The sequence below is a fragment of the Horticoccus luteus genome (genome assembly GCF_019464535.1).
Taxonomy (GTDB): domain Bacteria; phylum Verrucomicrobiota; class Verrucomicrobiia; order Opitutales; family Opitutaceae; genus Horticoccus; species Horticoccus luteus.
Map to the genome: position 1 here is coordinate 3,777,928 of NZ_CP080507.1, position 13,209 is coordinate 3,791,136.

The window sequence follows — 13,209 nt, forward strand, 5'->3', positions numbered from 1 at the left end:
GCCCGCCAGTGTGTCATGCCCGTGATTTTGCGCGCTTCGGGCGTGACCCCACGACCCGTTCCGCCACGGTCACACGTGATGAAACTTCAAGGACTCGGAACCAAAGCCCTTCACGCCGGCCAGTCGCCGGACCCCACCACCGGCTCGCGGGCGGTGCCCATCTACCAGACCACGAGCTACGTGTTTCGCGACACCGAGCACGCCGCCAACCTTTTTGCCCTGAAGGAACTCGGCAACATCTACACCCGGATCATGAATCCGACGACCGATGTGTTGGAGCAACGCGTCGCCGCCCTCGAAGGCGGATCCGGCGCCCTCGCCCACGCTTCCGGTCAGGCCGCCATCACCAACGCCATCCTCAACCTCGCCGGTGCCGGCGATCACATCGTCTCCGTCGCCCAGCTCTACGGCGGCACCTACAACCTGTTTCACTACACCCTCCCCAAACTCGGGATCAAAGTGGACTTCGTTGACGCCCTCGATCCGGACGCCTTCCGCCGCGCGCTCAAGCCCAACACCAAGGCGTTTTACGGCGAAGGCCTCGGCAATCCCGCCCTCAACATTTTCCCCATCGAGGAAGTCGCGAAGATTGCGAAAGAAGCCGGCGTCCCGCTCATCATCGACAACACCTGCCTGAGCCCGCTGCTCAACCGGCCCATCGAATGGGGCGCCAACGTCGTCATCCACTCCGCCACCAAATACATCGGCGGCCACGGCACCTCCATCGGCGGCATCGTCGTCGACGGCGGCAATTTCGACTGGGGCAACGGCCGGTTCCCCGGCTTCACCGAGCCCGATCACAGCTACCACGGCCTCGTCCACTGGGATGCGTTCAAGGCCTTCCCGCCCACGGGCGGCACCAACGTCGCCTATATTCTCAAAATGCGTTTGCAGCTCCTCCGCGACACCGGCGGCTGCGTTTCCCCGTTCAACGCCTTCCTCCTCCTCCAAGGTTTGGAAACGCTCCACCTGCGCATGCCCCGCACGTGCGAAAACGCGCTCAAAACCGCCGAGCTGCTCGCCGCCCACGACAAAGTCGCCTGGGTCAATTACCCCGGCCTCAAAACCAGCGCCAACCACACCGCCGCGAAGAAATACCTCAGCGGCGGCTTCGGCGGCCTCCTCGGGTTTGGCCTCAAAAGCGGCTACGAAGGCGGCCGCAAGTTCATCGAAGACCTCAAGCTGTTCTCCCATCTGGCCAACATCGGCGACTCCAAGTCCCTCGCGATTCACCCCGCGAGCACCACCCACAGCCAGCTCAGCGCCGAAGAGCAAACCGCCACGGGCACGTCGCCCGACTACGTCCGCCTCTCACTCGGCACGGAAGATTTCGCCGACCTCCAGGCCGACCTCGAACAAGCGCTCGCGAAAGCCTGAGGCACGCTTCGCTTCGTCTCCCCGGCCCGCGGCTCCCTTGGACCGCGGGCTTTTTTGCGTCCTCGTTGGCACCGTCCACGCCGCGGGCCGTCGCCACTGGCTCAGTCGCCGCCCGCCTCGCTCCGCCATTTCGCGGCTCGCGTCACTCGCCCCCGTGAAAAAGATGCAGCCCCCGACCCCGCTTATGAATAACGAGATTCTCTGGCTCGTCCGCCTCGGCCTTGACCAAAACCTGTTTACGCGGAGCCAGGCGCAGACCGTGCGCACCGCGTTGGGCGATCGCTGCGAACTGATGGACTACGCCCAAAAACTCATCGACGACGCGATCGTCGACGACGTGGAAACGCTCGAAAAACTCGCCGGCCTCGCCCAGATGAAGGGCCAGAAGTCCGCGCCCGCCGACGATCCCTTCGACGACGCCGAACTCGACTCCGCCTCCGCCGCTCACCGCCCGGCGGACACTCCGCCTCCTGCGAAAAGTTCGCCCACCGCGCCGCATCCGTCGTTTCCTTTCTCCACCCTCGCCACGCTCGACCCCGCCGCGCTCGCCGCGGGCCTGCGCGGTCTCCTGCAGGCCACCGCGCGGTATGGCGCGAGCGATCTGCACCTCAGCACGGGCTCGCGGCCGTTCCTGCGCAAAAATCGCCGGTTCAGTTTCCTCGGCGACTATTCCCTCACCGCCGACGATGCCCTGCGGCTCAACACCGCCCTCCTGTCTGAAGGGCAAAAGAGAACCTTTCTCGCACGCCAAGACTACGACTACGCCCTCGCGATCACCGCGACCGACCGCTACCGCGTCAACCTCATGTTCCATAAGGACGGCGTCGCGGGCGCCTACCGCATGGTGCCGGAAAAAATCCGCACGTTGCCCGAACTCGGCTTCTCCGCCCACCTCCCGACCCTGCACAAGCTGCTGTCCTACCACAACGGCCTCATCCTCATCACCGGGCCCGTCGGCTCCGGCAAGACGACGACCCTCGCCTCAATGGTCGCCTACCTCAACGAGACGCGCACCGACCACATCATCACGGTGGAAGATCCCATCGAGGTCGTGCAACCCGCCAAAGGTTGCAACGTCACGCAGCGCGAGGTCGGCCCGCACACCCAATCATTCTTCACCGCACTCAAGGGCGCCCTCCGCGAAGATCCCGACGTCATCGTGATCGGCGAGTTGCGCGACCTCGAAACCATCGAGATGGCCATCACCGCCTCCGAAACCGGGCATCTCGTGATCGCCACCATGCACACGAGCGATGCCGCCACCACACTCACCCGCCTCCTCGACGTTTTCCCCCCCTCCCAGCAAACCCAGATTCGCGCCAGCGTGGCCGAAAGTTTGCGCGGCATCGTCTGCCAGCGCCTGCTCCCCACCCCCGAAGGCGCGCTCGTGCTCGCCTGCGAAATCCTCGTCAGCAACGTCGCGATTCAAAGCCTCATCAAAGAAGGCAAAAGCACCGGTCTGCGCAATACGATGGAGACCGGTGTGAAGGATGGGATGTGCCTGATGGATAATGTTGTTTTCAGCCTCTATAACGACCGCCAGATCTCCGCCGAGACCGCCCTCGCCAACCTCAACAACCGCGTGCTCCGCAATAAAATCACCTGAAGCGATGACGCCTCCGATTTTCGAATCCTCTCCCGCGCCCGCTTTCCCCTCCGCGCGGATGCACCCTCCCTCGTTCATCCAAGCTCGCCTCGCGGGCGTCGGCAACTCGCCCCGACGCGCTCCGCGCCCGTCGCCATCCGCGTCCCGCCCGGACCCTCTTTCCCCCGCTAATTTCTGACCGTCATGGCCGCCCTCGACCATCTCCTCACCGCCATGCTCGCGCAGGGCGGATCCGACCTGCACCTCACCATCGGCCTGCCGCCCAAAATCCGCGCCTCCGGTGCCCTCGTGCCGCTCAACGACATCATCCTCGAGCCGCCCGCGATGGAGGCCCTCCTCAAGGAAATCTGCCCCGCCAAACGCTGGGAAGAGTTTCTCGAACGCAAAGACCTCGACCTCGCCCACGAAATCCCCGGCGTCGCCCGCTTCCGTGCCAACTTCCTCTACAACCACTGGGGCCAGGCCGCCGTTTTTCGCCAGATACCCGCCAAAATTCTCTCGTTCGACGAACTCAAGCTGCCCGCCGCGCTGAAAAAACTCTGCCACCTCAACGAGGGCCTCGTCGTCGTCACCGGGCCCACCGGCTCCGGCAAATCCACGACACTCGCGGCGATGATCGACTATATTAACACGAACCTCTGCAAACACATCATCACGATCGAGGATCCGATCGAGTTCGTGCATCCGGTTAAAAAATCCGTCATCGTCCATCGCGAAGTCGGCGAGCACACCGAATCCTTCGGCGCCGCCCTCAAAGGCGCGATGCGCCACGACCCCGACATCCTCCTCCTCGGCGAGATGCGCGAAATGGAAACGATCAAGCTCGCGCTCGGCTGCGCCTCGATGGGCATGCTCGTCTTCGGCACGCTTCACACCAACAACGCCGCCAAGACCGTCGACCGCATCATCAACACCTTTCCCGGCGACGAGCAGAACCAGGTGCGCGTCATGCTCGCGAGCTGCCTCTCCGGCGTGGTCGCCCAGCTCCTCTGCAAACGCATTCCCACGGGCCGCTGCGCCGTCCACGAGATTTTGCTCACGCATGAGGCGCTGCCCAACACCATCCGCAGCGGCCAGATCGCCAATATCAAAGCCATCATCGAAAGCGCGGGCAACGACGGCATGATTACCATGGACAACAGCCTCATGGCCCGCGTCAAGGATGGCACCATCGAGCCCAAGGAGGCCTATATGAAAAGCGCCAACAAAGCCCTCTTCGCCCCGCTCCTCAAACCCGGCGAGCTCGACGGCGCCCACTGATCGTCCGGCATCCGCCGCGCCCGCGCCGCGCTCCGCCTCCGCGCGGCACCCTCCGTGCGCCTCAGGTCCGCATCGAGAGATAACTCACCAGGTAGTGCACCGCCCAACCGAGGAAAAAGATGATCAGGATGATCATCCACGCGGGAATTCCCCGGGGGCTTTCGCTCCCGTAGATGATAAAACTTTTCTGGTTTCCCTTGCTGTAGGCATTGATCATGAGCGGCACATCGCCGTCCACGGTCTCGTTGGCACTCAAGCCTTCGATATCAATCGCGGGGCCGTTGCGCACCGTAAACGGGATCAACCGCACACCGGTCTGCCCGGAGGAGTCCGTGCTGAGCACCTTGAGCACATGCGGACCGTCACTGAGCTTGCGCGTGTCCAAATCGAACGTGACGGGCGACGAAAACTCCCCCAAGGGAGTGCTTTCGTCGTCGAGCAACACGCGGATCGAGCATTTAGTCTCCATGATTCTCCTGACTGATGATTAGATTCTTGATGTGCGTCGATGCGCGCTCCCCCGGGCGCAACAGACACCGCAGAGCGTAGGGCAGCGTGCTGAAAGTCCCGATGGCGATCGTGACGACGATTACATAGTCCCACACCCCGCCCGGCGATTTTCCGTGCGTGTATTCAGTGAAGAGACTCGGTTTCGCGCCTCCGCACATCTCGCAGGCGTGCGAGGCGAGCGAGCTGACGAAGAAAGTGCTTAATGCAAGGAGACCACGCGTTCTCATGGCGTCAGCTTCTTGAGGATGGCCTCGACTTCCTCCAGCGGAACTTCGCGCGCCTGATTGCCCCAGCTCGTGCGTTCATGATTGATGATCGCCTGGATCTGCGGCGCGGTGAGCTTGTTAAGAACGCCGATCGCGGGCATCGCCGGATAACCCTCACTCTCGCGCGCCGTGTAACCTTTCATGATGATGCCGATCATTTTTTCCGGACTATCATCCAGCACCACGGAGCTCCCTTTCAGCGGAGGAAACGCCCCCTTCAACCCTTCGCCGTTCGGTTGGTGGCACGCCTGGCAATTGCTGGCGTAAAGCGCCGCGCCATCAAGTTTCGCCGGGCCCGCGGCCTCCGCGCCCTGACCCGCCGCCACCGCGTTGGCCACGGCCGGCGTGGCGGCGTAGAGGAATTGCGGCGCACGTTCGCCCGTCGGCAACGGCGTCTGTTTCAGCGAAAGCAAATACGCCACCAACTGCCGCGCTTCCGGCCGCGCCACGATGGTCACACCCGGTCGCGGTTTGAAAGCATCCGGCACCGGCACCGACAAGTCGCCGGGTCCGGCGGCGGCCTTCTCTTCGAACAACCACGGATAGGCCGGCATGATCGATGCATCGACCACCGAGCGCGGGTTGTAGAGATGCATCAACTGCCACGTGTCGCTCGGTTGCCGGTTGCCGATGTCGGTCAAATCAGGGCCCGTGCGTTCACTGCCCATCAGCGTCGCGGTGTTGCGCCAAAGATCCGTGCGATGAATGCGCGCGTAGTCAGCCGCGATGCTCGGACGCGATCCCCACGGCTCATCCATGCGGACGTTCCGCACCTGCTGCGTGTGGCACGCCACGCAGCCATTCGCGATGTAGAGATTCTTTCCGGCCTGTTCCTCGGCCGTCAGCGCGCGGCTGTTCGGCAACGGGGCGAAATTCTTCTGATTCTCCAGCGCCGGAATAATGGCCACCGGCAGCGTGAGCAAAATGAACATCCCGGCCACCATGCCGAAGAGGACGCGATGGTTGTCGAAAATCTTCATGACTGCGCTCCTTCCATCTCCGCGAACGAGCCCGATTTATCCCGGCCCGAAATCATTTTATACACGTTGAAGGCAAATATAATGTGCGACGCCCACATCAAAGTGCCGCCGATCGCGCGCCACAGCCAATAAGGCGCCATGAGCACCACGCTGTCGATGAACGGCTTGCCTTCCAGCCAGGACAGCCCCCTCAGGGTGCCGCCCAGCATCAAGGGCACCGTATATAAAAGCAGCCCGACGAGCGCCATCCAGAAGTGCGCGCCCACGGAAGCCTGCGGCGGCTCGCGGCCCGTCAATCGTGGCACGACCGCGTAGATGCAGCCCCACAGCAGAAACGTGATGATGCCATACATCGTGAGGTGGGAATGCGCCACGGTGAAGTCCGTGAAGTGCCAGATCAGGTTCGTGGAACGAAACGCCTCCGCCGTGCCCTGCATCGATCCCGTGAAATAGAAGACCACGCCCACGAGGAAGAACGGCAGCGTGTAGCTGCTCGCCACCTTGCGGAAGCTGCCCTTGAACGTGAGCAGAAAGTTCGCGGTGCCGGCCGCCACGGGCAGAATCATGCCACCGCTGCAGACGATCGCCACCGTTTGCAGCCACCACGGAATCGGGCTGAAGATGAAATGGTGCGTGCCAATCATCGTGTAGAAGAAAATCTGCGTCCAGAACGCCAGCACGCCCAGGCTGTAGGAATAGATCGGCGTGTTGAGCTGCTGCGGCAGGAAGTAGTAGGTCAGGCCCAGCAACAGCATCATAAACCACATGCCGACACCTTGGTGCATGTAGTAGCCCTGCGTGATCGTCTCGCCCAAGCCGTTTTGCCAGAACGGCAGATAGGCGACAATGGAGATGATGATCACGAACATCATCGCCGCTATGATATACCAGTTGGAAATATAAATCTCTTGCGTGGTGCGGCGCGCAATCGTCACCCAGCAGTTGATCAAGGTGATGATGATGCCCACGCCAAACAGCGCCATCACCGGCCAGATGTATTCGCGATATTCTCCCCCGCCGTTGTTGATGCCCGCCATCAGGCAGAGGCTGCCCAGCGTCACGGCGGCATTGATGAGACCCAACGTCCACCAACCGGCGCGCAGGCTGGCGAGCCGCACGTTGCTCACGCGCGCCACCACGTAGTAGCTCAAGCCGACCATCGCGAGGGAGCACCAACCCCAAAACACCGCGTTGGTGTGCACCGGCCGCAGCCGGCCGAAACTCAGCCAGCTCACGTGATCCACGTCGGGCGACACGAACTTGATGCCGAGATACTCGCCGACCGTGGTGCCAAACAGCAGCCAGAAGACCGAGGTGCCGATGAACCACAGAATCAACCGCGCAAACGCCGGCTCCACCGGCTGCCGCTTCATCGCTTTGCGCTTGGCGGGCAGCACGCGCATCGCGCCCGTCTGGTCGACATGGTGGATCACCCCTTCCGGTCCCCGGCTGTCGTTCGCCTCGTCGGTGGACTGCGCCGCCGCGCGCGGCGCGCCGAGGCGCAGCAGGAACAACCATCCCGCCACCAGCAGCGGCAACAGGATCAGAACGAGCGTGATAAGAACCCCCGGCGCGCTCCAGATCGTGGATCGATCGACGGCAGCTTGCGCGAGGAGAGCGGCGTGGACGGGTGACATGAAAGGATTAGGTTACAGATGCGCGGTTTTGAAAACCTTGATCCAGGTCAAGGGATGCGGAAACGCGTCCGCCGTTCACTCGCTCATCGCCTGCCCCGCCAGCCATCCGGTCGTCCAGGCCGATTGAAAGTTGAAGCCGCCCGTCACCCCATCGATGTCGAGCACTTCGCCCGCGAAATGCAGCCCCGGGCACAGTCGGCTTTCCATCGTGCGAAAATCCACCTCCCGCAAACGCACCCCGCCGCAGGTGACAAACTCCTCCTTGAACAAACTCTTCCCTTTCACCGTAAACGCGGCCTCCGTCAATTGCCGCGCCAGCGCCGCCAGCGCCTCACCCGACACACCCGCCCATTGCACCGTCGCGGGTATCCCCGCCGCCGTCACCAGTTTCTCCCACAACCGTTGCGGCAAACCGAGCGGGCACCATCCGCCCACCAGTTTTCGCGGATGCTCGCTGCGCACGCGTGCCCACTCCCCGCGCAAACTCTCCACCGTGTGCGGCGGAAGGAAATTCACCGTGATCTGAAATTCGTAATTCGCCTCCGCCAGCTCGCGCGCCCCCCACGCCGATAATTTCAAAATCGCCGGGCCGCTCAGCCCCCAATGCGTCACGAGCAACGGCCCGCTCTCCGCCAGTTTTGATCCCGCCACGCGCACCGCCACGTTTTCCACCGCCACGCCGGAGATGCCTTCGACCCGCCGGTCGTCGATGTGAAACGTGAACAGCGATGGCACCGGCGGCTCGATCGCGTGCCCCAGCGCCGCCGCGATCGTCAGGCCCGCCGAACCGCGATTGCCCCCCGTGGCGATCAACAGCCGGTCGCACTCCACCGATGTTTCGTCGCTCAACGTCAACGCGAACCCGCCGCCTTCCTTTCGTTCCGCCCGCCGCAACGCCAGCGACGTGTGCAACGTCACGCCCGCGCGCTCCGCCGCCTCTCGCAAACACGTCACAATCGTCGCCGAATCATCCGTCACGGGAAACATCCGGCCGTCGCCCTCGGCCTTCAATTCGACGCCCCGCTCGGCGAGCCACGCCACCATGTCGCGCGGCTGAAACCGGTGAAACGCGCCGAGCAATTCCCTCCCGCCGCGCGGATAACGCTTCACCAACTCCCGCGGCTCGAAACACGCATGCGTGACGTTGCACCGCCCACCGCCCGACACCCGCACCTTCGCCAGCGGATGCGCCGTCGCCTCGTAAATCGTCACCCGCCCGCCGCCGCCCGCCGCGTGCAGCCGCTCCGCGGCCACGATCGCCGCGAAAAAACCGGCGGCGCCCCCGCCAATCACCGCGATGTGTTTCGAGTCGCTCATGCCGGCGCAGCGTGGCGCGCGCCCGCCGGGCGACGAGAAAAAAGCCGCGCCCGGGATGAAGCGCGGCGGAGAGGCGCAGCCAGCTCAGTTAGCGTGATGCATCCGCCGTCCGCGGCCTTCCATGTGCTCTTCGCGCAACGCGTCGAACTTCGTCTGCTGATCCGGCGTGAGCAGCGCGCGGATCTGTTTCTTCGTGTTCAGCATGATCTCCAGCGCCTTGTCGCGCTTCTCCGCCCGGGGCGTGTTTTCGTCGGCGTGCAATGCCTTCTGCTGCTTCGCACCGTCATCGAGCACGGCCTTCACTTTCGCCTGCTGATCGGCGGTCAGATCGAGCTTTTCCGTCAGCATCTTCAATCGGTCCGGCCGCGCATGACGCGCCGGATGTGCGTCCTGATCGGCCGCGGGCGCCGGGGCCGGATTGTCCTGCGCTTGCACCAACGGCGCCATGGGCGCGAGGCCCAGCGCGGCGATTAACAACATGAGTTTCGGGGATGTTTTCATCGGGCAACGTGACGCCACCGCCCACCGACGGTTACGCGTGAAGCTTGCCGCCTCGCTGCCACGCGCCCACGCTCCGCGCTCCATGATCGAAGCGCTCGGGCTCGGTAAACGTTACGGCGATTTCACGGCAGTCCAGGACTTGTCCTTCTGCGTGCGGCCCGGCGAGGTGCTCGGATTGGTCGGCCCCAACGGCGCCGGTAAAACCACCTCCCTGCGCTGCCTCGCCGGCATCATCCCCGCCACCGCCGGCACGGTGCGCATCGCCGGGCACGACATCGCCCTCGACCCCGTCGCCGCGAAACGCGCCCTCGCGTTTTTCCCCGACGAACCGCGGCTCTTCGACTATCTCACCGTGCGCCAGCATCTCGCCTTCGTCGCGCGCATCTACGGCGTGGACCGGCACGAAGAGATCGCCGCGCCGCTGCTCGACGAACTCGAAATCGCCGACAAAGCCGACGAACTCCCCGGCGAACTCTCGCGCGGCATGCGCCAGAAACTCGCGATCGCCTGCGGCCTGCTGCACCATCCGCGCGTGATGTTTTTCGACGAGCCGCTCACCGGCCTCGACCCGCTCGGCATCCGCCGGATGAAGGACTCGATTTTGAAACGCGCGCGGGACGGCGCCGCCATTGTGCTGAGCTCGCACCTCCTGCATCTGCTCGAGGAGGTTTGCTCGCACGTGCTGATTTTGAAATGCGGACGCAAACTCGCCGCCGGCACCTTGCCCGACGTCGTCGCGCAATTCTCCGCCGGCGAGACGGACGTGAGCTTGGAAGACGTGTTCATCCGCGCCACCGGCGGCTCGGAACGCTGAACCGCCATGCTTCGCGCGCTGCTGTATCTGCGGCTTCATTCGCTGCGCAACCTCGTCGTCACCCGCGCCCGCCGGCTGCGGCAGCCACGTTACTTCGCCGCCTTCGTTGTGGGCGGGCTCTACTTCTGGTGGTTCTTTTTCCGCCCCTTGATCGCACCGTCGCACGGGCGGCATTTGCGCGTTGAGCCAATCGCTCTGCCGGCGGATTTCGCTCCTCTCCTGCTCGGAGTCGCGGCGGTCGTGCTCCTCGTCATCCTCGCATTCAGTTGGATCGCGCCCGGGCCACCGCGCAGCCTCGCCTTCTCGGAGGCTGAAATCGCCTTCCTCTTTCCCGCCCCGATCACGCGCCGCCGGCTCGTGCACTACAAATTGCTCAATTCGCAGTTCTCGATCTTTTTCACGTCGCTGTTTTTCACCCTGCTCACGCGCCGCTGGAGTTTTCTCGGCGGCAACCTTCTGATGCACGCGTTCGGCTGGTGGGTCGTCCTGTCGACGGTCAACCTCCACTTCACCGGTGCGGCCCTCACGTTGCTGCGCCTCTCGCACGATGGCGCCCGTCATCCGACGCGGCGTTTATGGGGACTCGCGCTTCTCGCACTGGCCGCGGTGGCCGCCGGCGTTTGGTTCCATCATCCGCCGCTGCCTGCGACGGACCTGACTGGTTTCACCGCTCTGGCCCGTTACGTTTCCGCCGTGCTCGCCACACCGCCACTGTCGTGGCTGCTCTGGCCCGCCCGGGCGGTCCTGCACCCGTTTTTCGCCGCCGACGCCTCGGAGTTTTTGGCCGCGCTCGCTCCCGCCGCGCTCGTGCTGCTCGCGCATTACGGATGGGTCGTGCGCATCGACGCGCCTTTCGCCGAGGCTTCTCTCTTGCAGGCGCAACGCCGCGCCGCCCGCGTCGCCGCGTGGCGCGCAGGCTCGTCGCGCCTGCGGCCCGCGCGCCTGCGCTCCCGCTCCGGTCCCTTTGCGCTCGCCCCCGCCGGCCGGCCGGAAATCGCGTTCCTCTGGAAAAACCTCCTTTCCACGCGTCCGTATTTCCGCCCGCGCGTCGCCCTCGCCACCGGCGTTGCCCTCGCCGCCGTTTGCCTGTGGCTGCGGCAGCGGCCGGACTACGCGCCGTTGCAACTGATGCTCCTCACCGCCGCCGCGATTTTCGCCGCTTACACCTGGCTCATCGGACCGCAGCTCGCCCGCCAGGATTTACGCAGCGATCTGGGCAACAGCGATATTTTCAAAACCTATCCGCTGCACGGCTGGCAGATCATCCTCGGCCAGGTGCTCACGCCCACGGCGATTCTCACCGTGCTGGTGTGGCTCGCGCTGCTCGTCGTCTCTCTTTGTCTGCCCGCCTCGCGCATCGCCTGGCTCACGGCGCCGGTGCACCTCGCCGCCACCGTCTCTGCCGCTGCGCTCGTCCCGCTGTTGTGCACCCTGCAGCTTCTCATCCCCACCGCCGCCACGGTCTTTTTCCCCGCGTGGTTTCATGCCACGCGCGGCCTCTCCTCGACTCGCGGCATCGAGGTGCTGGGCCAGCGCCTCATCTTCGTCATCGGCCAGCTCATCACCGTCCTTATCGCCATCGTCCCGGTCGCCGGCGTCGGCGCGCTCGTGATCTTCCTGCTCCAGTGGTTGATCGGCCTGGTGGGCGCGGTCCTCGTCGCCACCGTCGTCATGGCCGGCATTCTCCTGCTCGAAATCGCCGTCGGTCTGCACTGTCTCGGCCGGCGCTTCGAACGTTTCGACCTCTCCGCCGAGTTGCGCCCGTAGTTCGCCATGACGTTCGCCCAACTCGCCCGCCTCGCCGCCGACACCGTCGAAGCCACCCAGCGCCGCCTCCCCGCCGCCCTTCGCGAGCTCGCGAGGCCGCTGCCCGTGCACTACGAAAGCGTGCCCGACGCCGACGTCGTCGCCGACGGCTTTCCCGCCGACATCCTGGGTCTCTTCACCGGCGATCCGCACGGCAGCTCCCTCGAGCAAGACACGCCGTCGCCGCCGCAAATCCTCCTCTATCTCGACAACCTCTGGGATTTTTCGGAACGCGACCCCGCGATCTTTCGCGACGAAGTCCGCCTCACCTACCTGCACGAGCTGGGGCACTTCCTTGGCTGGGATGAGGACGAACTCACCGCGCGCGGCCTCGACTAGCCCTGTCGTTTGTCCTCGGAGCAGGTCGGGGGAACCCTGCCTACTCCGCGCTTTCCAACCGCGGCCGCCCGTGCATAGTCTTTCCTCCAACCATCCGCGTTCACTCGCATGAAGAAGCTCCTCATCATCGTCCTCGCCCTTTTCGCCACCGGAGCACTCCGCGCCATCTCACGCTCGGAGTGTGTCACGCGCGTCGAATCGTGCGAAGCCATCTTGCGCGAGTTCATGGCGGACCCCGCTTACGCCGTTCCGGCCAACGTCCTGCAAAGCGCGCACGCCATCATCATCGTCAACCAGTTCAAGGGTGGCTTCTTCATTGGCGTGAAGGACGGTTACGGCGTCATCCTCGTTAAGAAACCCTCCGGCCAGTGGAGCCTCCCGGTGCTCCTCGATGCCGGTGAAGCCAGCCTCGGCTTCCAGATCGGCGCCAAATCCGTCGAAAGCGTGATGATCGTCACCGACGACGCCACGCCCCGCCTCCTCTTCAAGGAACGCTTCAACGTCGGCGTCGACGCCAAAGCCGTCGCCGGTCCGCGCGTCGCCGCCGCCGAACACGATAACCGCCCCATCGTCGCCGCGCCCGTGCTCGTCTACACGAAAAGCAAAGGCCTCTACGCCGGCGCCACCCTCAAGGCCGGCTACCTCACCCGCGACGATCCCGCCAATTTCGTTCTCTATCACACCACCTACACGATGCCCGAACTTCTCTACAGCGATTGGGTGCAACCCGTCCCCGAAGTTCAGCCGTTGATGGATTACGTGAAGCAGATCGCGCCCTGATCGCCACGGCCTGCGG

General features: G+C 64.4%; 13 protein-coding genes. 7 read left to right on the forward strand and 6 right to left on the reverse strand.

Annotated elements, in window-relative coordinates; genetic code table 11:
• Positions 1-78: 78 nt before the first annotated feature.
• From K0B96_RS15305 to K0B96_RS15315, 3 genes are all read left to right on the forward strand, one after another.
• Entirely contained in the window at positions 79-1,377 is a 1,299-nt protein-coding gene (locus tag K0B96_RS15305) for an O-acetylhomoserine aminocarboxypropyltransferase/cysteine synthase family protein (protein WP_220161755.1), read from the forward strand.
• A gap of 184 nt (positions 1,378-1,561) precedes the next feature.
• Positions 1,562-2,983: a type IV pilus twitching motility protein PilT gene (locus K0B96_RS15310; RefSeq protein ID WP_220161756.1), complete on the forward strand. Its 1,422-nt coding sequence runs from the start codon at positions 1,562-1,564 to the stop codon at positions 2,981-2,983.
• A gap of 183 nt (positions 2,984-3,166) precedes the next feature.
• A complete protein-coding gene (locus K0B96_RS15315; protein WP_220161757.1) occupies positions 3,167-4,243 on the forward strand; it encodes a type IV pilus twitching motility protein PilT in 1,077 nt (358 codons plus the stop codon).
• Between the two features lie 61 nt (positions 4,244-4,304).
• Here K0B96_RS15315 and K0B96_RS15320 read toward each other — a convergent pair whose 3' ends face one another.
• The 6 genes from K0B96_RS15320 to K0B96_RS15345 all read right to left on the reverse strand — a co-directional run bounded on the left by K0B96_RS15320 (position 4,305) and on the right by K0B96_RS15345 (position 9,454).
• A complete protein-coding gene (locus K0B96_RS15320; RefSeq protein ID WP_220161758.1) occupies positions 4,305-4,712 on the reverse strand; it encodes a cytochrome C in 408 nt (135 codons plus the stop codon).
• Positions 4,702-4,980 (reverse strand): hypothetical protein, encoded by a 279-nt coding sequence (locus K0B96_RS15325; protein ID WP_220161759.1) that lies wholly within the window; start codon positions 4,978-4,980, stop codon positions 4,702-4,704. The genes K0B96_RS15320 and K0B96_RS15325 overlap by 11 nt, the downstream gene beginning before the upstream one ends.
• On the reverse strand, positions 4,977-5,999 hold the full coding sequence (locus K0B96_RS15330; RefSeq protein ID WP_220161760.1) for a cbb3-type cytochrome c oxidase subunit II: 1,023 nt from the start codon (positions 5,997-5,999) through the stop codon (positions 4,977-4,979). Before K0B96_RS15330 ends, K0B96_RS15325 begins: the two co-directional genes overlap by 4 nt.
• Positions 5,996-7,636, reverse strand: a complete 1,641-nt coding sequence (locus tag K0B96_RS15335) for a cbb3-type cytochrome c oxidase subunit I (protein ID WP_220161761.1) — start codon at positions 7,634-7,636, stop codon at positions 5,996-5,998. The genes K0B96_RS15330 and K0B96_RS15335 overlap by 4 nt, the downstream gene beginning before the upstream one ends.
• Before the next feature lie 75 nt (positions 7,637-7,711).
• On the reverse strand, positions 7,712-8,953 hold the full coding sequence (locus tag K0B96_RS15340) for a BaiN/RdsA family NAD(P)/FAD-dependent oxidoreductase (protein WP_220161762.1): 1,242 nt from the start codon (positions 8,951-8,953) through the stop codon (positions 7,712-7,714).
• Between the two features lie 84 nt (positions 8,954-9,037).
• Positions 9,038-9,454: a Spy/CpxP family protein refolding chaperone gene (locus tag K0B96_RS15345; protein ID WP_220161763.1), complete on the reverse strand. Its 417-nt coding sequence runs from the start codon at positions 9,452-9,454 to the stop codon at positions 9,038-9,040.
• Between the two features lie 82 nt (positions 9,455-9,536).
• Between K0B96_RS15345 and K0B96_RS15350 the strand changes: the two genes are divergently transcribed.
• From K0B96_RS15350 to K0B96_RS15365, 4 genes are all read left to right on the forward strand, one after another.
• Positions 9,537-10,268: an ABC transporter ATP-binding protein gene (locus K0B96_RS15350; protein ID WP_220161764.1), complete on the forward strand. Its 732-nt coding sequence runs from the start codon at positions 9,537-9,539 to the stop codon at positions 10,266-10,268.
• A gap of 6 nt (positions 10,269-10,274) precedes the next feature.
• Positions 10,275-12,035, forward strand: coding sequence for a putative ABC exporter domain-containing protein (locus K0B96_RS15355; protein WP_220161765.1), 1,761 nt, complete (start codon positions 10,275-10,277; stop codon positions 12,033-12,035).
• Between the two features lie 6 nt (positions 12,036-12,041).
• Positions 12,042-12,413, forward strand: a complete 372-nt coding sequence (locus K0B96_RS15360) for a metallopeptidase family protein (RefSeq protein ID WP_220161766.1) — start codon at positions 12,042-12,044, stop codon at positions 12,411-12,413.
• 108 nt (positions 12,414-12,521) lie between these two features.
• Positions 12,522-13,193 (forward strand): lipid-binding SYLF domain-containing protein, encoded by a 672-nt coding sequence (locus tag K0B96_RS15365; RefSeq protein WP_220161767.1) that lies wholly within the window; start codon positions 12,522-12,524, stop codon positions 13,191-13,193.
• The last annotated feature ends 16 nt before the right edge of the window (positions 13,194-13,209 follow it).

Coding starts and splice junctions, on each gene's coding strand:
- K0B96_RS15305 (WP_220161755.1), top strand. CDS start 79: ATGAAACTTCAAGGACTCGGAACCAAAGCCCTTCACGCCGGCCAGTCG.
- K0B96_RS15310 (WP_220161756.1), top strand. CDS start 1,562: ATGAATAACGAGATTCTCTGGCTCGTCCGCCTCGGCCTTGACCAAAAC.
- K0B96_RS15315 (WP_220161757.1), top strand. CDS start 3,167: ATGGCCGCCCTCGACCATCTCCTCACCGCCATGCTCGCGCAGGGCGGA.
- K0B96_RS15320 (WP_220161758.1), bottom strand. CDS start 4,712: ATGGAGACTAAATGCTCGATCCGCGTGTTGCTCGACGACGAAAGCACT.
- K0B96_RS15325 (WP_220161759.1), bottom strand. CDS start 4,980: ATGAGAACGCGTGGTCTCCTTGCATTAAGCACTTTCTTCGTCAGCTCG.
- K0B96_RS15330 (WP_220161760.1), bottom strand. CDS start 5,999: ATGAAGATTTTCGACAACCATCGCGTCCTCTTCGGCATGGTGGCCGGG.
- K0B96_RS15335 (WP_220161761.1), bottom strand. CDS start 7,636: ATGTCACCCGTCCACGCCGCTCTCCTCGCGCAAGCTGCCGTCGATCGA.
- K0B96_RS15340 (WP_220161762.1), bottom strand. CDS start 8,953: ATGAGCGACTCGAAACACATCGCGGTGATTGGCGGGGGCGCCGCCGGT.
- K0B96_RS15345 (WP_220161763.1), bottom strand. CDS start 9,454: ATGAAAACATCCCCGAAACTCATGTTGTTAATCGCCGCGCTGGGCCTC.
- K0B96_RS15350 (WP_220161764.1), top strand. CDS start 9,537: ATGATCGAAGCGCTCGGGCTCGGTAAACGTTACGGCGATTTCACGGCA.
- K0B96_RS15355 (WP_220161765.1), top strand. CDS start 10,275: ATGCTTCGCGCGCTGCTGTATCTGCGGCTTCATTCGCTGCGCAACCTC.
- K0B96_RS15360 (WP_220161766.1), top strand. CDS start 12,042: ATGACGTTCGCCCAACTCGCCCGCCTCGCCGCCGACACCGTCGAAGCC.
- K0B96_RS15365 (WP_220161767.1), top strand. CDS start 12,522: ATGAAGAAGCTCCTCATCATCGTCCTCGCCCTTTTCGCCACCGGAGCA.